20 protein-coding genes and 1 pseudogene are annotated in these 20,316 nt (G+C 63.2%); 15 read left to right on the top strand and 6 right to left on the bottom strand.

Annotated elements, in window-relative coordinates; translation table 11 throughout:
* The 4 genes from yidD to thrS all read left to right on the top strand — a co-directional run bounded on the left by yidD (position 1) and on the right by thrS (position 3,441).
* Positions 1–375 carry a membrane protein insertion efficiency factor YidD gene (gene yidD, locus N0Q91_RS10655; RefSeq protein WP_275598051.1) on the top strand — a complete coding sequence of 125 codons (375 nt, stop codon included), beginning with the start codon at positions 1–3 and terminating at the stop codon, positions 373–375.
* Complete coding sequence (locus N0Q91_RS10650; protein WP_100673957.1) at positions 372–800, top strand: DUF2267 domain-containing protein; 429 nt, start codon at positions 372–374, stop codon at positions 798–800. Before yidD ends, N0Q91_RS10650 begins: the two co-directional genes overlap by 4 nt.
* A gap of 5 nt (positions 801–805) precedes the next feature.
* A complete protein-coding gene (locus tag N0Q91_RS10645; RefSeq protein ID WP_275598050.1) occupies positions 806–1,345 on the top strand; it encodes a DUF1697 domain-containing protein in 540 nt (179 codons plus the stop codon).
* A gap of 113 nt (positions 1,346–1,458) precedes the next feature.
* Positions 1,459–3,441, top strand: a complete 1,983-nt coding sequence (gene thrS / locus N0Q91_RS10640; protein WP_275598049.1) for a threonine--tRNA ligase — start codon at positions 1,459–1,461, stop codon at positions 3,439–3,441.
* Between the two features lie 191 nt (positions 3,442–3,632).
* On the opposite strand, the gene N0Q91_RS10635 is transcribed toward thrS, so the two are convergent.
* A complete protein-coding gene (locus N0Q91_RS10635) occupies positions 3,633–4,628 on the bottom strand; it encodes an RgsD C-terminal domain-containing protein (protein WP_275598048.1) in 996 nt (331 codons plus the stop codon).
* A gap of 100 nt (positions 4,629–4,728) precedes the next feature.
* Between N0Q91_RS10635 and N0Q91_RS10630 the strand changes: the two genes are divergently transcribed.
* Positions 4,729–5,313, top strand: a complete 585-nt coding sequence (locus tag N0Q91_RS10630) for a nitroreductase family protein (protein WP_275598047.1) — start codon at positions 4,729–4,731, stop codon at positions 5,311–5,313.
* Positions 5,313–5,915 (top strand): flavin reductase family protein, encoded by a 603-nt coding sequence (locus N0Q91_RS10625; RefSeq protein WP_275598046.1) that lies wholly within the window; start codon positions 5,313–5,315, stop codon positions 5,913–5,915. Before N0Q91_RS10630 ends, N0Q91_RS10625 begins: the two co-directional genes overlap by 1 nt.
* Positions 5,916–5,958: 43 nt before the next feature.
* Here N0Q91_RS10625 and N0Q91_RS10620 read toward each other — a convergent pair whose 3' ends face one another.
* Positions 5,959–6,678 (bottom strand): aldolase/citrate lyase family protein, encoded by a 720-nt coding sequence (locus N0Q91_RS10620; RefSeq protein ID WP_275598045.1) that lies wholly within the window; start codon positions 6,676–6,678, stop codon positions 5,959–5,961.
* A 73-nt stretch (positions 6,679–6,751) separates the two neighbouring features.
* Between N0Q91_RS10620 and N0Q91_RS10615 the strand changes: the two are divergent.
* Positions 6,752–7,883 (top strand): annotated as a pseudogene (locus N0Q91_RS10615) (DUF2336 domain-containing protein).
* A 15-nt stretch (positions 7,884–7,898) separates the two neighbouring features.
* Here N0Q91_RS10615 and N0Q91_RS10610 read toward each other — a convergent pair.
* On the bottom strand, positions 7,899–8,330 hold the full coding sequence (locus N0Q91_RS10610) for a hypothetical protein (protein ID WP_275598044.1): 432 nt from the start codon (positions 8,328–8,330) through the stop codon (positions 7,899–7,901).
* A 272-nt stretch (positions 8,331–8,602) separates the two neighbouring features.
* Between N0Q91_RS10610 and N0Q91_RS10605 the strand changes: the two genes are divergently transcribed.
* Entirely contained in the window at positions 8,603–9,073 is a 471-nt protein-coding gene (locus tag N0Q91_RS10605; protein WP_275598043.1) for a GNAT family N-acetyltransferase, read from the top strand.
* Positions 9,074–9,088: 15 nt separating this feature from the next.
* Here N0Q91_RS10605 and parE read toward each other — a convergent pair whose 3' ends face one another.
* On the bottom strand, positions 9,089–11,149 hold the full coding sequence (parE, locus tag N0Q91_RS10600) for a DNA topoisomerase IV subunit B (protein ID WP_018097823.1): 2,061 nt from the start codon (positions 11,147–11,149) through the stop codon (positions 9,089–9,091).
* 193 nt (positions 11,150–11,342) lie between these two features.
* Here parE and N0Q91_RS10595 point away from each other — a divergent pair, with 193 nt between their 5' ends.
* Both N0Q91_RS10595 and N0Q91_RS10590 read left to right on the top strand, forming a co-directional pair.
* On the top strand, positions 11,343–12,278 hold the full coding sequence (locus N0Q91_RS10595; RefSeq protein ID WP_275598042.1) for an alpha/beta hydrolase: 936 nt from the start codon (positions 11,343–11,345) through the stop codon (positions 12,276–12,278).
* Between the two features lie 147 nt (positions 12,279–12,425).
* The gene (locus N0Q91_RS10590; protein ID WP_275598041.1) at positions 12,426–13,751 is read left to right on the top strand and encodes an FAD-binding oxidoreductase; all 1,326 of its coding nucleotides are present in this window, start codon (positions 12,426–12,428) and stop codon (positions 13,749–13,751) included.
* Here the strand turns inward: N0Q91_RS10590 and N0Q91_RS10585 are convergent.
* Positions 13,748–14,353, bottom strand: coding sequence for a YceI family protein (locus N0Q91_RS10585; RefSeq protein WP_127710756.1), 606 nt, complete (start codon positions 14,351–14,353; stop codon positions 13,748–13,750). The two genes, N0Q91_RS10590 and N0Q91_RS10585, sit on opposite strands and share 4 nt — an antisense overlap.
* The gene (locus N0Q91_RS10580; protein WP_275598040.1) at positions 14,350–14,976 is read right to left on the bottom strand and encodes a cytochrome b; all 627 of its coding nucleotides are present in this window, start codon (positions 14,974–14,976) and stop codon (positions 14,350–14,352) included. Before N0Q91_RS10580 ends, N0Q91_RS10585 begins: the two co-directional genes overlap by 4 nt.
* A 256-nt stretch (positions 14,977–15,232) precedes the next feature.
* Between N0Q91_RS10580 and tpiA the strand changes: the two genes are divergently transcribed.
* The 5 genes from tpiA to kdsA all read left to right on the top strand — a co-directional run bounded on the left by tpiA (position 15,233) and on the right by kdsA (position 20,267).
* On the top strand, positions 15,233–16,003 hold the full coding sequence (gene tpiA / locus N0Q91_RS10575; protein ID WP_018097818.1) for a triose-phosphate isomerase: 771 nt from the start codon (positions 15,233–15,235) through the stop codon (positions 16,001–16,003).
* A 122-nt stretch (positions 16,004–16,125) separates the two neighbouring features.
* Complete coding sequence (gene secG / locus N0Q91_RS10570) at positions 16,126–16,611, top strand: preprotein translocase subunit SecG (protein ID WP_275598039.1); 486 nt, start codon at positions 16,126–16,128, stop codon at positions 16,609–16,611.
* Positions 16,612–16,745: 134 nt separating this feature from the next.
* Complete coding sequence (gene pyrG / locus N0Q91_RS10565; protein ID WP_275598119.1) at positions 16,746–18,383, top strand: CTP synthase; 1,638 nt, start codon at positions 16,746–16,748, stop codon at positions 18,381–18,383.
* Between the two features lie 151 nt (positions 18,384–18,534).
* The gene (locus tag N0Q91_RS10560) at positions 18,535–19,425 is read left to right on the top strand and encodes a VOC family protein (protein WP_275598038.1); all 891 of its coding nucleotides are present in this window, start codon (positions 18,535–18,537) and stop codon (positions 19,423–19,425) included.
* Entirely contained in the window at positions 19,425–20,267 is an 843-nt protein-coding gene (kdsA, locus tag N0Q91_RS10555) for a 3-deoxy-8-phosphooctulonate synthase (RefSeq protein ID WP_275598037.1), read from the top strand. The genes N0Q91_RS10560 and kdsA overlap by 1 nt, the downstream gene beginning before the upstream one ends.
* The last annotated feature ends 49 nt before the right edge of the window (positions 20,268–20,316 follow it).

The following is a 20,316-nucleotide window of genomic DNA, read 5'->3' as shown; positions in this document are numbered from 1 at the left end:
ATGTGTCCTCAGCCCCATGCCGATCATGCATTCACCCGTGGCGATACCGGTGCCGCCGGAGGGCGGAATTGGTCCGGGCCGTTCCGCAAGACGCCGGGGCGCCTCGTCGGCGTCACCCTGATCCGCGCCTATCAACTGACGCTGTCGAGTTTCATCGGCAATTCCTGCCGGCACTTGCCGACCTGTTCGGAGTACGGCTTCGAGGCGATCGCCCGATACGGCCTCTGGGCCGGCGGGTGGCTGACCTTGTTCCGGGTCATCCGCTGCGGCCCGGGCGGAACCCACGGATTCGATCCGGTGCCGGAAGGCCTCGCACCGCGCCAGCGCTGGTACACGCCATGGCGCTACTGGCAATTACGCCGAAAGGACGCATGAGAGCCGTGACCATTCCGATGGAGTACCGGCAGGCCTCTGCGGATTTCGACCGGTTCATCGTCGACGCACGCGATATCGCCGCTCTTCAGACAACCAATCAGGCCTATACCATGGTGCAGGCGGTGCTTTACACTTTCCGCCGTCGCCTCGACATCTCCGGCGCCCTGCTTTTCGCCAAGGCGCTACCGCCGGTCCTTCGAGCGATCTTCGTCGCCGACTGGGACCTGGAGGAGCCGACCGTGCCCTTCTGCGAACGCCGGGCGATGACGCGCGAGGTGCAGGCCTTCCGAGGCAATCACAACGTCTCTCCGGAAACGGCGATCGCAGATGTAGCCGCGGCGTTGCGGCGCAATATAGACGAAACGCTGCTCGATCGCGTGCTCGCGCGCCTACCCGCGGGCGCTGTCGATTTCTGGCGGGCTTGAGGCGAATGAAGGCTTACGTCGCCTTGCTGCACAGCATCGTTCTCGCCGACGGCCGGCGCGTCGTTATGGCCGACTTGAAGGCGATGGCCGAAGCGCTCGGCTACAGGGCGCCGCGCACGCTCGTCGCCACGGGCAATCTTCTGTTCGAGTCGCCAGAAAAGCCGCTCGCGGAATTGGAGACCGAACTCGAAAGGACTTTCGAGAAGACCTTCGGCCGTCACGTCGACATCATCCTTCGTTCCGCGGAGGACTGGTCGAGACTTGCGGCAGGCAACCCTTTTCTCGTGGAAAGCGAAAGGGATCCTGCGAGCGTCCACGTGCGGGTGATGCGCTCTCCTCTCGAAGCCGACATGCGGGAAAAACTGCTCGGCCATTGCTCCAGGGGCGAGCGCGTGGCCATCGTCGACGGCGATCTCTGGGTCGATTTTGCCGGCAGGGCGAGCGAATCGAAGTTGCTCGGGGCGCTAACGACCAAACGGCTCGGCATCGGGACGGTGCGCAACTGGAACACCGTGAGGCGACTGCGTGAAATGGTTGCCGGTTGAGCGGCCGCCGCGCCTTTACTCCACGGTGAAAAAGCTTTATCAGGCCCGCGAACCGGCCTGGCCGGCAAACCATACCACCCGCATTCGTTGGCGGGACTGGATAGGAGATCATGATGTCGCATTCTGTTTCCCTTACATTTCCTGATGGCTCCGTTCGAGAATTCGCCGCCGGCACGACCGGTCGCGATGTCGCGGAATCGATCTCGAAGTCTCTCGCCAAGAAGGCCGTCGCGATCGCCATCAGCGGCGAACTGCGCGATCTCTCGGATGCCGTGACGGAAGGTAGGATCGAGATCGTCACGCGCGACGACAAGCGCGCGCTCGAGCTCATCCGCCACGACGCGGCCCATGTCATGGCGGAAGCCGTGCAGGAGTTGTGGCCGGGAACGCAGGTGACCATCGGTCCGGTCATCGACAACGGCTTCTATTACGACTTCGCCAAGAACGAACCCTTCACGCCGGACGACCTGCCCGTCATTGAGAAGAAGATGCGGGAGATCATCGCCCGCAACAGGCCCTTCACCAAGGAGGTCTGGTCGCGCGAAAAGGCCAAGGAGGTCTTTGCCGCCAAGGGCGAGAATTACAAGGTGGAACTCGTCGATGCCATCCCCGAGGGGCAGGACCTGAAGATCTATTACCAGGGCGACTGGTTCGATCTCTGCCGCGGGCCGCACATGGCCTCGACAGGCCAGATCGGTACGGCGTTCAAGCTGATGAAGGTGGCGGGCGCCTATTGGCGCGGCGACAGCAACAATCCGATGCTGACGCGCATCTACGGCACTGCGTGGCACACGCAGGAGGAGCTGGATCAGTATCTGCACGTGCTCGCCGAAGCCGAGAAGCGCGACCATCGCCGGCTCGGCCGCGAGATGGACCTCTTCCACTTCCAGGAAGAAGGGCCCGGCGTGGTCTTCTGGCATGGAAAGGGCTGGCGGATATTTCAGAGTCTGGTCGCCTATATGCGCCGCCGGCTCGAAGGCGATTACCAGGAGGTCAATGCTCCCCAGGTTCTCGACAAGTCGCTGTGGGAGACCTCCGGTCACTGGGGCTGGTATCGCGACAACATGTTCAAGGTGACTGTCGCCGGCGACGATACGGACGATGACCGCGTCTTCGCGCTGAAGCCGATGAATTGCCCCGGACACATTCAGATCTTCAAGCACGGTCTGAAGTCTTACCGCGAACTTCCTGTTCGGCTGGCGGAATTCGGCGCAGTCCACCGTTATGAACCCTCCGGCGCGCTGCATGGTCTCATGCGCGTCCGCGGCTTCACGCAGGACGATGCGCACATCTTCTGCACCGACGAGCAGATGGCGGCCGAATGCCTGAAGATCAACGACCTGATCCTTTCCGTCTATGAGGACTTCGGCTTTAAGGAGATTGTCGTGAAGCTGTCGACGCGGCCGGAAAAGCGCGTGGGCTCGGATGAGCTTTGGGATCGCGCCGAAGCCGTGATGACGGAAGTCTTGCAGACCATCGAGGCGCAGTCCGAAGGCCGCATCAAGACCGGCATCCTGCCGGGCGAGGGCGCCTTCTACGGCCCGAAGTTCGAGTATACGCTGAAGGACGCGATCGGCCGCGAATGGCAGTGCGGAACAACGCAGGTCGACTTCAACCTGCCGGAGCGTTTCGGCGCCTTTTACATCGACAGCGAATCCGAGAAGCGCCAGCCGGTGATGATCCATCGCGCCATTTGCGGTTCGATGGAGCGTTTTCTCGGTATTCTGCTGGAGAACTATGCCGGCCACATGCCGCTGTGGATATCGCCGCTGCAGGTGGTGGTCGCAACGATCACGTCGGAAGCGGACGATTATGGCCGCGAAGTCGCCGAACGCTTGCGTGATGCCGGGCTGACGGTCGAGACCGATTTCCGCAACGAGAAGATCAACTACAAGGTCCGCGAGCATTCGGTGACGAAGGTTCCGGTGATCGTCGTCTGCGGCAAGCGCGAAGCGGAGGAGCGCTCGGTCAACATCCGTCGCCTGGGCTCTCAGGCGCAGACGCCAATGTCGCTGGACGAGGCGGTCACTTCGCTCTCCGCCGAAGCCATGGCACCGGACCTAAAGCGCAGGAGCAATTCCAGGAGAAGTGTGTAACGGTTTTCGTGCGCAAGTGCGTCGTTTCAAGACGCTCGAGCGCACGCCCGCAACTGAAACTGTGGGATTCCGTGCGCACTGTTGTGAGGCTCTTGTCGCGCGGCTGCCGCTCATCCGGCGGCCGCCACCTACTCCCGTTTTGATGGGTGAAGGTACCGGCAGGCGGTTGAGGGGCCGGGTGGGGTACGTCTTCAGTCCTGCGCGTCCGCGGCCTCGTCGGCTTCGCCGCTGCCGTTGAGCAGCACTTCAACATCAGTGTTGACGCCGGCCTTCACGGCGAAGTCGCGCTGGTAGATCTTGTCCTTGTTGCGCGCCACCGCCGTGTAGCTGCCCTCGGCAAGGACGAGGGTCGGGAAGGCGCCGACGCTCTCGCTGACGACGTCGCCGGAGGAGGTGAGAATCGACCAGGCGGTATCCGCAATGGCTTCGCCGCCGGCTTCCGAGACGAGTTTCAGGGTCAGCTTCGCGGCGCGGTGCTGGATCGTCGCTTCGGTCAGCTTGCCGGCTTCGATCTGGATGTCGGCACGGATGACGGCATTCACCGATCCGTAGTTCGACACGACGTGGTAGGTGTCGGCATTGAGCTGAACCACCGTACCGGGCTTCACGTCGGCGACCACGAGGCCGCGCTCGCCATCCTCCCTCACGTCGGAAGAGAAGATCGAAAAGCTGAGTTCGTTCGGCGGGATGCGGACATCGCTGCCGGAGACGGCGTTCAGCATGACGCCTCCGGCGTCGAGCACGAGCACCTGTTTGTCGAGCGGGCCGTCTTCGGGCACACGAATCTTGCGGGTCGCGCCCGCCCGGCCAAAGGCGACATTGACGAAATATTCGCCGGGCACGAGATTGAAAGCGGTGGAGCCGCCCTCGGAGGTCGCGAGCAGCGGCAGCTTTCCGTCGCTTCCCGGAATGGGGCTGAAGACCCGCCAGGTAAGGCCCGATTGGACCGGCTTTCCATTATCCGTCAGCAGCGCCTCGAGCTTCACGTCCTTCAGTTGGCCGCCCTGCATCGGATCGGTGATGAGCGGGCTGAAACCGGTAAGCTTCGGCATCTTGTGCGTGCCGGAGATCGAGGGAAAGCTCTTGAAGGCGTCAGTGGCATCCTCCGCAATCGCGCGTCCCGCACCGGTCCCGGCGAATGTGATCGCCAGAACGGTTCTCAGGAAAATACGATGACGGAGACGCATGAGAGCAGTTGACTTCTTGACTGGGTGACTCCACTTGGGACGCCGGTATGGCATTTTCGTGGCTGCCGATCCGGCCGCAAACTAGTGGAATTCGCTCGATATGAAAACCGAAATAAAGCTTGTCGACTATCTTGCCTCCCGCAGGTCCATCCCGGCCTTTCAGATGGGTGAGCCAGGACCCAGCAAGGCGGAAGTCGCGGAGATGCTGAAGCTCGCCTCGCGCGTGCCGGATCATGGCAAATTGGCGCCGTGGCGCTTCATTGTCTATCGGGGCGAGGAGAGGGCGCGCATCAGCGCCGAACTGAAGAAGATGGCGCTTGCCGCCAGGCCGGACATGCCGGAAGAGATGATCAAGGTCGAGGAGGCGCGACTGACGCGCGCGCCCGTCGTGGTCGCCGTGGTCAGCAAGGCGGCGCCGCATTTCAAGATTCCGGAATGGGAGCAGCAGATGTCGGCTGGTGCCGTCTGCCTCAATCTGCTGATGGCCGCAAATGCGCTCGGTTACGCCTCGAACTGGCTGACCGAGTGGTATGCCTTCGAGGAACGGGCCTATCCGCTGCTGGGCGTGGCGCCGGGCGAGAAGATTGCGGGCTTCATTCACATCGGCACTGCAATGGTACCGCCGACGGAGCGCCCCAGGCCCGAACTCGAGGAGATCGTCACCTGGGTCGGGGAGAGTGACTGATGTTCTACGATACCGCCGGAAACGGACACGGCCTGCCACACGATCCCTTCAAGGCGATCGTGTCGCCGAGACCGATCGGCTGGATCGGCACCCGCGCGGCCGATGGGGCGCTGAATCTCGCGCCCTATTCCTTTTTCAACGCCATCAGCGACCGGCCGAAGCTCGTGATGTTCGCCTCGAGCGGCTACAAGGATTCGGTCCGCAATATCGAGGCGACCGGGGATTTCACCGCGAGCTTTGCCAGCCGCAACCTGAGCGAGGCGGTCAATCTCACCTCGGTGGCTGCCCCGCATGGTGAAAGCGAGTTCGAGATTGCCGGGCTGACCCCCGTCGACGGAACGCTCGTGAAGGCTCCCTTCGTGGGAGAGGCCTTCGCGGCGCTCGAATGCCGGATGACGGATATCTTTCGTCCCAAGGGCGTCGACGGCGTGGCTTCCGACAGCTATGTCGTCATCGGCGCAGTGGTCGGCATTCACATCCGCGAGGAGGCCATTCGCGACGGGCGGTTCGATATGGCGACCGTGAAGCCGCTCGCCCGGCTCGGCTACATGGACTATTGCGACGGTGGCGACGTCTTCGAAATGATCCGGCCTGTCCGCTAGATCACGATGGTTCAGGTCATCACCTGAGACCGTCGTCATCGATTCATCCCGTCTGGGCTTGGGGCGCAACGCCTGCAGCGGCAAGAAGATCGATCTGTTGCGGCGAGCGGATGGCAACGCTGGAAAAGCCATTCTCTACGCTGCTTTTCCACAGGCGTCGCACGGCCGCCTCATCATCGGCGTCGACCGGCAGCATGTCGTAAGCCGCGATGCGGGCCTCGTGAGCCCTCAGGACCGCCGCCGCGCGGCCGGCCCGGACGACGGCCGGCACATCGCCCGTTTCGGTCACGCGCCTGCAACCACACGCTTCCGCCAGGGCCGAAGCATCGAATATCAGTGCCGAGAGGCGCGGTGATGCACCCGCCAGCGAATGCGGCGACAGGACGCTTTCCGGCGCCGTCGCGTATTCGGCAAGAATCACCGTTCGGCCCTCGGCCTTGCCGGCAGCCGCCTCGGCGACCCTGAGCAGAACATCGAGCCGCTGAATGTCTGCGGGGCCGCGGCATCCGGACAGAACGATGCCATCGAAGCCGTTGCCGATCAAAGCGGCAAGCTCGTCTTCGCCGGGATCGCCGCTCGTCCCGATTCGGGCGAGCAACAGGCAGCCTGCATCCTGCCGAGGCAGGTCCGAGAGTGGCCGGCCAGTTTGGCCGCCGGTCATCACGACCGCTTGAACGGCGGTCAGGATCTCCTTCGGAGGCGGCGGTTCGTCGGCCGGCAGATACAGGAGCGGTAGGGTGGTTATCGCGCCGTTAACAGACATGGTGAACCAATCTTAAACCTTTGCCCGCTAGGTTTCGAGCATGGGGCTGCTCGGGTGACTGAGTGGGGCATAGGTGATCATACAAGCATTTCTTCGCTGGGTGGAAACGGCGAAAGCCAGCGAACGTGCCAGTGCTGCCAGTGCGCTTGGTCGCGCCTATGCTGAAGCCGCTGTGAACGGCATCGATCGGCAGGCGGCCGAAATGGCCATGACCTTTCTCCTCGACGATCCTTCGCCCAAGGTGCGTCGATCTCTCGCCGAGGCGCTGGCCGATTGCCCGATTGTACCGCGCTCGATCATCAAGGTGCTTGCGCAGGATCAGCCCGAGATCGCCTACATCACCGTTTCCCGCTCTCCCGTCTTGAATGACGAAGATCTTGTCGACATGACGGCGGAGGGCGGCGCGGAGATGCGGGCGATGATCGCCTCCCGCAGCGCCGTCTCATGCGCGGTTGCGGCTGCGATCGCCGAGATTGGCGGCGAGGAAGAGGTGCTCATTCTGTTGGAAAATCCGGGGGCTGGACTGTCTCCGGGCTCGTTGCGGCGAATAGCCGACCGCCTTGGCGATAGCGTGGCCGCCCGTGGCCTGTTGCTCGAGCGTCATGATCTGCCGAGCGACGCGCGCCAGATCCTCGCCGAAAAAGTCGGCGCGGCGCTTGTGGCCTCCGACCTGGTACGCGCCGTCGTGCGCGAGGGGCGGGCGCAGCGTGTCGTGCGGGAAGTCTTGCGATGCGGCAGCGCTGACGCTTTCCTCGGCCTCCGCGAGGGAGGAATTGCAGCGGATGGTTGCCGGTCTCCGCAAAGCCGGCCGCCTGACGCCGGCCCTGCTGTTGACGGCGCTTTGCAGCGGCAGGACGGAGTTTTTTTCCGCGGCGATCGTGGATCTGTCCGGAGTCCCGGAAAAGCGCGTCCGATCGATCCTTTCGGGCGGGCGGTTCCACTCGATCAGGGCTCTCCTCGAAACTGCGGGTCTCGGACGTGAAGTAAGCGGAGTGTTTTCGGAGGCCGTATTGTTCTGCCAATGCGAGGCAGATGCGGATCACGATGGAGTCTCCCCCTCCGTGGCCGCCAGACTTTCGGATCGCCTTCGCGGCCGAAGCCGCGGCGCATATCACGTCGTCGCCGAGCTGGCGGAGCGGCTGGCTTTTGCCGAGCAGCGGCAGAGGGCGCGCAACTACGCGTCGCAATCCCGCCAGGCCGCGTAAGAGGACTTGATTACCTCAATTGCCGAATCGGCGCGCCACCCACGAATAGCCGTCTTCGACGTAGTGGACCGGTGCGCTGACGATCGCCTTCAGTTTCTCCCGGTCGGGTACCGCGCCACTGATCAATGCCAAAGCGCGCCTCGGCAAGGTTGGTTCTCCGCCTTCCGCCGCTGGGGGTGTGTTTTGCTGCAGGCCCCGCTCGGTCGGAAGCGTTGCATTCATCTCCGGAACCGGCTCGGTTTCCGCCGTCATGCCCGGCCCTGAGCTCTCGCACACGGCCACCACGACCGGGTAGTTCCTGTCGGAGAACCGCGGCAGTTCCTTTTGCGATTCCGCGTCGCACTGCACGATCGACGGCCAGTCGCCGTTCACGGTCGAGATGTAATGGCATTGGGTCACGTTGTCGTCGCAACCGAGAATGGTCATGACGATCAGGGCGGCTTTCATGGTCACGTCTTCCGTTCAGATGATGGCGACTCCCTGTTTATGGCCGTCCGATTCTTTCAAAGAAGGGCAAAGGTCGGCGGGCCCTGAAACAAATTGTTTCTCCCCGTCACGCGGATTGATTGTGATAGCTGCGAACTTGCGTCGTTTGGCGTATTGGTCCCGGCGTCCTTCGGCGTTAGAGCGTTGGAACCGGGCGCTTCCGGGGCGGGACCGAATGGATGTCCTTTGGAAGCTCACATCCAGCTTACGATCGTGCATGGGGAGAGACTGAAATGACCGCCGTAACCATCGCCGAAGAGTCGCCGCGCCAGCCGGCCGTCATCCGCCTGCTCGAATTGTCCGACGCCTATGCGGCATCGCTCTATCCGGCCGAAAGCAATCATCTGGTCGATCTGTCTCAGTTGGAGCAGCCGACCGTATCCTTTTTCGTCGCCCGACGTGACGGCGAAATCGTCGGCTGCTGTGGCCTCGTCGAAGCAGGCGACGGTACGGCCGAGATCAAGCGCATGTTCGTCGACCCGGAGGCGAGGGGGCTGAAGATTGGCAAGCTGCTCGTATCGGCTCTTGAAGCCAAGGCGGCAAAGCTCGGTCTGACGGTGATCCGCTTGGAGACCGGCATCCATCAGCCGGAAGCGATCGGCCTGTACAGGGCATCCGGCTACGTGGAGCGCCCGCCCTTCGGCACCTATCTGCCGGATCCGCTGAGCCTGTTCATGGAAAAACCGGTTCGGCAGGAAGCGTGAGGGCGATCAGGCGTTTCAGATATCCAGGTTGTCCGCGAAGACGGCGCGCTCCTGGATGAAACGGAAGCGGGCCTCGGCTTTCGTTCCCATCAGGCTGTCGACGGCATCGCGGGTACCCTCGAAGTCGACATCGTCGATTTCGACCTTGAGGAGCGTCCGCTTGGCCGGGTCCATCGTGGTTTCCTTGAGCTGCGCGGGCAGCATCTCACCGAGGCCTTTGAACCGCCCGAGTTCGACTTTGCCGCGGCCATTGAACTCCGTCCGCATCAGCTCTTCGCGATGCGCGTCGTCGCGGGCATAAAGCGTCTTGGAACCCTGGCTCAGGCGATAGAGCGGCGGCACGGCGAGATAAAGATGGCCGCCGCGGATCAGCTCCGGCATTTCCTGGTAGAAGAAGGTGATCAGAAGAGATGCGATGTGCGCACCGTCGACGTCGGCGTCGGTCATGATGATGATGCGCTCGTAGCGCAGGTCCTCTTCGCGATACTTCGAGCGCGTGCCGCAGCCGAGCGCCTGGACGAGATCGCCGATCTGCTGATTGGCACCGAGCTTCTCCCGGCCCGCGCTGGCGACGTTGAGGATCTTGCCGCGCAGCGGCAGGATCGCCTGGTTGGCGCGGTTGCGCGCCTGTTTGGCCGATCCGCCGGCCGAGTCCCCTTCGACGATGAAGAGTTCGGCACCTTCCGCCGTATTCTGGGCGCAGTCCGCGAGCTTGCCCGGCAGGCGCAGCTTGCGGACCGCCGTCTTGCGGCTGACTTCCTTTTCCTTGCGCCGGCGTACACGCTCTTCGGCGCGCTCCACCACCCAGTCGAGAAGCTTGGCCGCCTCTGCCGGATTGTCGGCGAGATAATGGTCGAAAGGATCGCGAAGCGCGTTTTCGACGATCCGCTGCGCCTCCACCGTTGCCAGCTTGTCCTTCGTCTGACCGACGAATTCCGGCTCGCGAATGAAGACCGAGAGCATGCCTGCCGCGGAGATCATGACATCGTCGGTGGTGACGATCGCAGCGCGCTTGTTCTGGGTGAGCTCGGCGTAGTTCTTGAGCCCCTTCGTCAGCGCAATGCGCAGACCCGCCTCGTGCGTTCCCCCTTCGGGTGTAGGGATGGTGTTGCAGTAGGAGTGGATCTGCTGGTCGCCGCCATACCAGGTGACGGCCCACTCGAGCGAACCGTGGCCGCCGGACTTTTCCGATTTACCGGCAAAAATCTCGCGGGTGACGGTGAATTCCTTGCCGAGCGTGGCGGCCAGATAGTCCTTGAGGCCGCCGGGAAAATGAAACACCGCCCTGTCCGGGATTTCCGAACCTTCCGGCAGGAGCGCCGGATCGCAGGACCAGCGGATTTCGACGCCGCCGAAGAGATAGGCCTTGGAGCGGGCCATTCGGAAAAGCCGCGCCGGCTCGAAGCGGGCATGCGGTCCGAAGATCTGGGGGTCGGGGTGGAAGCGGACCCTGGTGCCGCGTCGGTTGTGTACGTCACCCAGGTCTTCGAGGCCGCCCTGCGCGATGCCGCGGGAGAAGCGCTGGCGATAGAGCCGCCGGTTGCGTGCAACCTCGACTTCAAGGTCGTCCGACAGAGCGTTGACCACGGAAACGCCGACGCCGTGCAGGCCGCCGGAAGTCTCATAGGCCTTGCCGTCGAACTTGCCGCCCGCATGCAGCACCGTCATCACCACTTCGAGCGTCGACTTGCCGGGAAATTTCGGGTGGTTCTCGACCGGGATGCCGCGGCCGTTGTCGGTCACCGTCAGGTAGCCGTCGGCGTCCAGGCTCACATCGATGAAGTTGGCGTGCCCCGCGACCGCCTCGTCCATCGAGTTGTCGATGACCTCGGCGAACAGATGATGCAGCGCCTTTTCGTCCGTCCCGCCGATATACATGCCCGGACGGCGCCGGACCGGCTCCAGACCTTCCAGTACCTCGATTGCCGAAGCGTCGTAGTCGCTGCCGTCGCTCGTCTTGGGTGCGGGGCGCGGCGCTTCGTTACCGGCGACGGGGGCCGCGGGCTTGCGTGGCGCGGCATCCGCCGGCTTCGGCTGTTGGGGCATAGCGGAAAAAAGGTCGCTGCTGTCGTCCATGAAGCGTTCAGATCGTTCCTGTCTAAGTGTCGGCTAGGCCATAGCAAGACCGCGGCGCGGCCGCCATCCTTTGTCGCGCGAATCACCGGAATTCTGCCAGAAGTCTCGCCGGAAGCGCGAACAAAAGGCGAATTTCGATGCCCCGGAGGAAGAAATATCCTTTAATGAGCCAGATTTGCCGCGCCAGTGTTGCTTGGCCGAGGCGCCGGTGGCAAGGCATGCGCCGAACGAGGGAGCCGATCGGGTGTCCATGTCCACAATTCTTTTCTCCGTACGGCATTTGATCGGCGCGCTTCTTTTCGCGAGCCTTGCCGTTTCCGCAAGGGCCGAACCCCTTGAGCCCTACAAGGATGCGCTGTTTCGCTATAGCAAACTGCTTCAGGAGGCGGATGGCGGCGACTTCCGCGTTGTCGACTACCAGGAGCTCCGCGACATCAACGAGCGCGACCAGATACCCGAGCGGCGGGTGAAGCGCGCTTACGTGTCGCTCGGTGTCAAGAGCGTGCAGGTGAACGAGACGCTCGGTCTCGGCGAGCGGGGGCTTGACGTCACCCGCGTCGGCCCCGATCGCGGCGCCGCATTCACCGTGATCTTCATCCATGGTCGCGGCGGCGACCGCCGTCTCGGCGTCAATGATTTCTCATTCGGAGGCAATTTCAATCGCCTCAAAAATCTGACTGTCGTCAATGGCGGTACCTATTACGCTCCAAGCGTCAGGTCCTTCGATGCTGCGGGCGTAGCGGATATTTCGGCTCTGATCCGTTTCGCCGCGGAGCGCTCCGGCGGCCGGCCGGTGGTCCTTTCCTGTGCCTCCATGGGAAGCTTCATCTGCTGGGGCATAGCCCGGCAAGAGGCGACCGTCTCGGCCCTTGGCGGCATGATGATCATGGGCGGTCCAGCCGACCCCGACTTTCGCAAAAGTGCCGCCTACGGGGCGCGGCTGCCGATATTCTTCAGCCACGGCAGCCGCGACAGCGTCTATCCGGCCGAGTCCCAGATCGCGTTCTATCGCAGCCTCAGATCGAAGGACTATCCTGCCCGCTTCGTCCTGTTCGAAACAGGTTCGCATGGAACTCCGATCAGGATGACGGACTGGCGAGAGGCGCTGAACTGGATTCTCGACCGCTAGATCACGATGTTTTTAGGTCGGGTCGACCTAAAAACATGAACGTGATCGGTTCCAAGAAGTTGGAGCGGGATGCGGGCGGAAAACCGCACACACTTTTCCTCACCCCGCTCTAGACTAACGCGATCGGTTGTGGAGTTGACGGCGGCAATGAGGATGGACGATTCCGAGAACGCAGGGCGGTTTGGAAACCGCTCTCAACCGACCGTTTCACCCGATGACTACGAGGACGGCATGAGCTCGGTGGGCCCCATGGCGTTTCTTCCCGTGGGCAATGGCCTGAGCTATGGCGACGTTTGCCGCAATGAACTTGGGACCCTTATCGCAAGCAGGAGGCATAACCGCATCCTGTCTTTCGATCCGGGAAGTGGGACCATTCGCTGTGAGGCCGGCGCTATCCTTGCCGACCTGCTCGCGCGCGCCGTCCCGCACCGCTTTTTTCTTCCCGTGACGCCGGCGACGGGCCTCGTCACCGTCGGCGGCGCCGTCGCCAACGACGTCCACGGCGGAAATCACCATGCGCGTGGCTCCTTCGGCAATCACGTCCGGCGCCTGACCCTGCTGCGTTCGACGGGCGAACGCCTGGTCTGCTCGCCCGAGGAGAATGCAGAGCTCTTCGCTGCGACGATCGGCGGCCTGGGACTGACCGGGCTGATCCTCGACGTCGAGCTTCGGCTGATGAAGGTGCCGTCGCCGCATGTCCAGCGGCACGTGCATCGCTTCGACAGCCTCGATCGGTATTTCACGCTGGCCGAACGAGCCGAAGAGGAACACGAGTATTTCGTAGCCTGGCTCGACCAGCTCGCGACGGGACGGCGCATGGGGAGGGGCGTGCTGTTCGCCGCGGATCACGCCGACGGCGCTTGCGAATATCCTGACGTCCCGAAGGGGCCGAGGCTCGCCGTGCCTTTTTCTCCGCCCTTCAGTCTGTTCAACAGCGTGACGCTGAGACTGCTGAACGAATACCGCTTTCGCAAGCGCGACCGTGGCGAGACCGTGTCGACGGAGACGTGGACTTCCCACTTTCACCCTCTCGACGCGATCGGCGGGTGGCGCAGGCTCTACGGGCGGCGTGGCCTCTGCCAGCATCAAAGCGTCTATCCCGTCGCGACCGCGCCGGAGACGACGGCGCGGTTGCTTGAAACAGCCCGCCGTGCCGGTCATGCGTCCGTAGGGACGAAGCTGCAGCGTTTCGGTGACATAGCCTCCCCGGGGCTTCTCTCCTTTGCGAGGCCGGGCTTCACCCTGACCATGGACTTTGCCAATCAAGGCGAGGCCACGGTCAAGCTGCTCGACGCTCTCGACGAGATTGCCGTTGTCGCCGGCGGTGCGGTCAATCCGTCCCAGGACGTCCGCATGAGCCCGGCCGTTTTCGAAGCATCATTTCCCGCCTGGGAAAGACTGGAGGCACTGCGCGATCCGGCAATGGTCTCGGACTTCTGGCGGCGCACGGCTTGGGCGCCTGGGCAAACCTAGCGCTTCTGCCCCCTTATGTTCATGTCGAAGTCCACGACATTGGAGTAAATGGGCGTCCCGACGGTCATGCCGTAGGGCGAGCGGCGGATGCTGCCGCGGATCGTGAAGGAAATCGACCGTCTGTTCCAGTCGGTGAGCCTCACGTCGAAACGCTCCTTGCGGCTCTTGCCGCGGGCGGTCAGAACGCCCTCGATCGTTGCGGTGTCCGGGCCGGTCTGGCTGACGCCGGTAGAGTGGAAGGTCACGGTCTTGTGGTTGGCCGCATCGAACACTGCGCTGGAGCGCAGGAAGTCTTCGATCCGGCGCTCGGTGGACTTCACGCTCTCCGGAAAAAGCGTGAATTCCACGGAGGATCGGCCGATGTCATCGCCATCGATCCGGAATATGCCCGAGAATTTAGTGAAGCTGCCGGCAATGCCGCCGCTGCCACCCACTTGTCCGACGCTGAACTGAATACTCGAGGAGCTCGCGATGCGGTAGTTCCCGGCAGCATTCGCAAGTGCCGGCGCTTTTGCGCCCTCAACCGGCGTCCCTGCGAGGCCAAGGGCGAGAAGCGAAAGCGGCAGGGCCACTGCCATGGACTGCTTGCCTGGGCTGGTCATATGCGTTTCCTCTCGACAACGGTGTCGTCCTTTTCAGAAGTGTTGACGGTGCTGCCGGTGCGCGGCATCGGCCCGGAGCGAAGCATGCGGATGAGCACCAAGTCGCGCCGCCCGAGATGGTGATAGAATGCTGCCGCCGCGTGGATTGCGACCAGGCCAAGCGTCACATAGGCGAGCGTTGCATGGGCGAAGGCCCAGAACGCTTCCGAAGCCCCGGATTTCGGGAGCGGCAGATGCGGAATGACGATCAAGTTGAAATAAAAGCTCGGGATCGCCAGCGTGGAGACCGACACGACCGCCCAGCCGGACAGTGGCACGAGGAGTGCGAGCGCGATGAGCGACAGATGCGTGGCGCGCGCGGCCATGTGCTCCATCGGGCCAAGGGTCGGAGAGGCGGCCGGACTGGTTTCCACGAGCCACCAGAGCATCCGGAACGCAGCCAGTCCCAAGGCCGTGAAGCCGAACGACTTGTGCCACTGGTAAAGGGAGAACTGCAAAGCCGGGTCGATCTCGATGCGCCGCATGACGATGCCGGCGAGGATAAGCCCGAGGATCAGAACGGCGATCGTCCAGTGAAGGGCGATCGTCACCGTTCCGAAACCGTTGTCGCTGTTGCGCAGCATGGCAGACTCCGACGCCCGGTGCGTACGTCTACTGGCGGTAGAACGTCTCCGCCTTAGACGCCCACGGCGCCGTTTTTATTCGCTTTCGTCGGGACGATTTCCCATTGGCTCGAGCGCCGGCAACGCTGGACGGGGTGGGCGGATTCGCCGTGCTCGGAGAGTTGACACCGAATAATCCGGCTGGTGCCTTTTTTTTACGCGAGCGATTTGCTACGCCGCTTGCCGAGACGAAGAGACCTGATCTGGAGGAGACCCCATGACGCCCGATATCCGCCCGCTCGTCGCCGGCAACTGGAAGATGAATGGAACACGCGCGTCTCTCGATCAGATCAAGGCAATGGCCGAGGGCGTCAAAGGCGACCTTTCCGCAAGGGTGGACGCCCTGATCTGCCCGCCGGCCACATTGCTTTACGTTGCGACCGCGCTTTGCGACGACAGCCCTTTGATGATCGGGGCTCAGGACTGCCACCAGAAGCAGTCGGGAGCCCATACCGGCGAAGTCTCGGCTGAAATGGTCGCCGATTGTTTCGGCACTCATGTGATCGTCGGCCATTCCGAACGGCGCACCGATCATGGCGAAGGCGACGCACTGGTGCGTGCCAAGGCCGAGGCCGCGCACGGCGCGGATATCGTCGCGATCGTTTGCGTCGGTGAGACGGAACAGGAGCGCAAGGCCGGCCGGACGCTCGACATCCTGAAGCGCCAGCTCGCCGAGAGCCTCCCGGACCAGGCGACGTCCGAAAACACGGTGATCGCCTACGAACCCGTGTGGGCGATCGGCACCGGCCTGACGCCCACCGTGTCCGACGTCGAGGAGGCGCACGCCTTCATGCGCCGCGAGCTCGTCTCGCGCTTCGGCGCGGAAGGCGGCAAGATGCGCATCCTCTATGGAGGTTCCGTCAAGCCCTCGAATGCGAAGGAACTCATGGGCGTTGCCAATGTCGACGGCGCCCTGATCGGCGGCGCGAGCTTGAAAGCGGATGATTTCCTCGCCATCTACAGGGCCTATGAAGAATTGACTGCCTGATTGCCGCGGGACTTGGAATAACTGGCGGCTTGGTATAAAGAGGCGCCAAATTTGACGCGGCCCCACGGTGAGGCCGGCGTCGTTCGATTCGCATGCCCCGCAGAGGGCAGGACTGGAAGCTGATGCAGACCGTACTACTCGTCATCTATCTCATGGTGGTCGTCGCCCTGATCGGCGTCGTTCTCATTCAGCGTTCCGAAGGCGGCGGTCTCGGGATCGGCGGCGGCGCGGGCTTCATGTCTGCGCGTGGCACGGCCAATGCGCTGACCCGAACGACCGCCATTCTGGCCTTCCTTTTCTTCGCGCTGGCGCTGGCGATGGGCATTCTTTCACGCTACGAGCCGCAGGCGACCGACATTCTCGACCGTATCCCGGGAACGAGCTCGAGCGGCGGCGTTCTCGATTCGCTCGGTGGCGGTCAGACCGCACCGGCCGACGGAAACACCGAGACTCCGGCCAACGGCAACGGCGCCAACAACGCCGCACCGGCAGGTGGTACTGCCGCGCCTCAGGCCCCGGCAGGTGCCGCGCCTGCCGCTCCGGCTCCCGCAGCCCCGGCTGCTGGCGCCAACGGCAATACGGGATCGCAAGTTCCGAGCGGTCAGTAAGGCCGCAAATCAGAAGATCTGCCGGCGGATGGCTTCATCCGCCGGTTTTGTTTTGTGTGAAATCCGCCCTTCCGCACGGAAAATTCTGAAAGACGAATTTTTCGGTGGCGGAATCGTTTGTGAAAAGGTATCCGGTGACTCCCATGGCGCGATATGTATTCATCACTGGCGGCGTGGTCTCCTCTCTCGGAAAAGGCATCGCTGCGGCCGCTCTTGGAGCGTTGCTGCAGGCGCGTGGCTACCGTGTGAGGCTGCGCAAGCTCGATCCCTACCTGAACGTCGATCCGGGCACCATGAGCCCCACCCAGCACGGCGAGGTGTTCGTCACCGACGACGGCGCGGAGACGGATCTCGATCTCGGGCACTACGAGCGTTTCACGGGCCGCTCGGCGACCAAGACCGACAACATCACCACGGGGCGGATCTACAAGAACATTATCGACAAGGAGCGGCGTGGCGACTATCTCGGCGCGACGGTCCAGGTGATTCCGCACGTCACAAATGAAATCAAGAACTTCGTCACCGAAGGCAATGAGGACTACGATTTCGTTATCTGCGAAATCGGCGGCACCGTCGGCGATATCGAGGCGATGCCTTTCATGGAGGCGATCCGCCAGCTCGGCAACGACCTCCCGCGCGGCACCGCCGTCTATGTCCATTTGACGCTGATGCCCTACATTCCGGCCGCGGGCGAGCTGAAGACGAAGCCGACCCAGCATTCCGTGAAAGAACTGCAGGCGCTCGGCATTCACCCGGATATCCTGCTCGTGCGCGCCGACCGCGAAATTCCGGAAGCGGAACGCCGCAAGCTGTCGCTCTTCTGCAATGTCCGCCAGTCCGCGGTCATCCAGGCGCTCGACGTCGCTTCGATCTATGACGTGCCGATCGCCTATCACAAGGAAGGGCTCGACAACGAAGTGCTTGCCGCCTTCGGCATAGAGCCGGCGCCGAAGCCGCGCATGGAAGCCTGGGAAGACGTGGCGCACCGGATCCGCACCCCGGAAGGCGAGGTGACGATCGCGATCGTCGGAAAATATACCGGCCTGAAGGATGCCTATAAGTCGCTGATCGAGGCGCTCTACCATGGCGGCATTGCCAATCGCGTCAAGGTCAAGCTCGAGTGGATCGAGTCGGAGGTCTTCGAAAAGGAGGACCCGGCGCCCTATCTGGAAAAGGTCCACGGCATTCTCGTTCCGGGCGGCTTCGGCGAACGCGGCTCGGAAGGCAAGATCAATGCGGCGCGCTTCGCCCGCGAGCGTAAGGTGCCCTATTTCGGCATCTGCTTCGGCATGCAGATGGCCGTCGTAGAAGCGGCGCGCAATCTCGCCGGTATCGAAAAGGCGTCCTCGACGGAGTTCGGCCCGACCAAGGAGCCGGTCGTCGGCCTGATGACCGAGTGGGTGAAGGGCAATGAACTCGAGAAGCGGTCCGCCGCGGGCGATCTCGGCGGCACCATGCGCCTCGGCGCCTATCGCGCGGCCTTGAAGCCCGACACCAAGATCGCCGCGATCTATGGGTCGCCCGATATTTCCGAGCGTCATCGCCACCGCTACGAGGTCAATGTAGATTATAAGAGCCGCCTGGAATCCTGCGGCCTGGTCTTCTCCGGCATGTCCCCGGATGGCGTTCTGCCGGAGACGATCGAGTATCCCGACCATCCCTGGTTCATCGGCGTTCAGTACCATCCGGAACTGAAGTCGCGTCCACTCGATCCGCACCCGCTCTTTTCGAGCTTCATCGAGGCAGCGCTCGAACAGTCCCGGCTCGTATAGCCGGGTCACCGAACGGGCAATCACTTCTGCGGCCGCCTGCAAGAGGCGGCCGTTCGCATTTCCGGTCACGGTTCCGGGCGCCCGCCGCCGCGCTTGCAATCGGCGGTCAAAAGTTGCAAACAGCGGCAAACCGGTCATCAGGGAATCCGCCATGAGCCAATCCAAGCGAACCGCCCGCCCGCTCGATCATCTCGTGCTGCCGGTGGCCGATCTCGCGCGGACGAGGCAGCGCCTGGCGGCGCTCGGCTTCACGGTTGCCGATGAGGCACGCCACCCGTTCGGCACCGCGAATGCCTGCGTCTTCTTCTCGGATAACACCTATCTGGAGCCGCTCGCCGTCGCTTCGCGGGAGGAATGCGAGGCAGCCGCGCTTGAAGGCAACGCCTTCGTGGCGCGTGACCAGGCTTTTCGCTTTCGCCAGGGGGCCGAGGGTCTGTCGGCCGTCGTGCTCGGGACGCCGGACGCTGCCGAAGACCACATCCGGTTCCGCTCCCGCGGCATCTCCGGCGGCGAAATGCTCGAATTCTCACGGCCTATGCGGCTGCCCGACGGGCGTGAAGGGCTCGGTTCCTTCCGGCTTTCCTTTGCAGCGGATCTGCGTTCGCCGGACTTTTTCCTTTTTGCCTGTCAGCGCCTGCGTGCGCTGCCGGTCGACAGCAGCTCGCTTCACCGCCATGGAAACGGCGTGCTCGGCATTGCCGAGGTCGTGCTTTCGGAGCAGAACCCGACGGATTTCCAGTATCTTCTGCAGGAAGCCGTGGACGAGCGCGAGGTCTCGGCCCATTCCTTCGGCATGGACATCCAGGCAGGCAGTGCCAGAATCAGCGTCCTGACCCCGGCCGGCGTGCAGGCATTCTTCGGTCGCTCAATCGAGGGTGCAGAGCGCGGCTTGCGGGGTCGCGCCGTGGTCTTCCACGTGAGCGATCTGGAGGCTACGCGGGCGCTGTTTGCGCAGAACGATATCGAATTCGCAGAAATGGGCGGACGCCTCATCGTTCCGGAAGCGCCGGGGCAGGGTGTAATCTTCGCCTTTGGAGGATGATGATGGAAACCAATTCAAGAGTCGTCGTCGGCGAAGGTGCCGGCCAGGTGGTGTTCTCGCAGAAGGAACGGCTGACACTGATCGCCGGACCGTGCCAGATGGAGAGCCGCGAACACGCCTTCATGATTGCGGGGGAGCTCGTCGAACTCTGCAAATCGCTCGGGCTCGGACTCGTTTATAAATCTTCGTTCGACAAGGCGAACCGCACCTCGCTCTCCGGCAAGCGCGGCATCGGGCTCGACAAGGCGATGGAGGTCTTCGCCGACCTCAAGCGGGAGTTCGGTTTTCCGGTCCTGACCGACATCCACACGGAAGAGCAATGCGCTGCCGTGGCCGAGATCGTCGACATCCTGCAGATCCCGGCCTTTCTGTCACGGCAGACGGATCTGCTCGTCGCCGCCGCGAAGACGGGGCGGGCGATCAACGTCAAGAAGGGCCAGTTCCTCGCCCCTTGGGACATGAAGAACGTCCTTGCCAAGTTCACCGAGAGCGGCAACCCGAACGTGCTTCTCTGCGAGCGCGGCGCTTCCTTCGGCTATAATACGCTGGTCTCCGACATGCGTTCGCTGCCGATCATGGCGGCACTCGGCGCTCCGGTGGTCTTCGATGCGACCCATTCCGTGCAGCAGCCGGGCGGGCAGGGAGGCTCCACGGGCGGCCAGCGTGAGTTCGTCGAGACATTGGCGCGCGCGGCCGTCGCTGTCGGTGTCGCCGGTGTCTTCGTAGAGACCCACGAGGATCCCGACAACGCGCCTTCCGACGGTCCGAACATGGTGCCGCTGAAGGACATGCCGCGGCTGCTTGAAAAGCTGCTGGCCTTCGACGCCGTTGCGAAAGCTTGAGCCCCGGCGTCCCGCTTCGTGAATTTTTTATGAAGCGGGCCGGCGGCCG

This window comes from Sinorhizobium prairiense (assembly GCF_029201645.2).
Classification (GTDB): domain Bacteria; phylum Pseudomonadota; class Alphaproteobacteria; order Rhizobiales; family Rhizobiaceae; genus Sinorhizobium; species Sinorhizobium meliloti_A.
The sequence above is the reverse complement of the archived record's forward strand: the minus strand, read 5'-3'. Positions and strand labels throughout refer to the sequence as shown.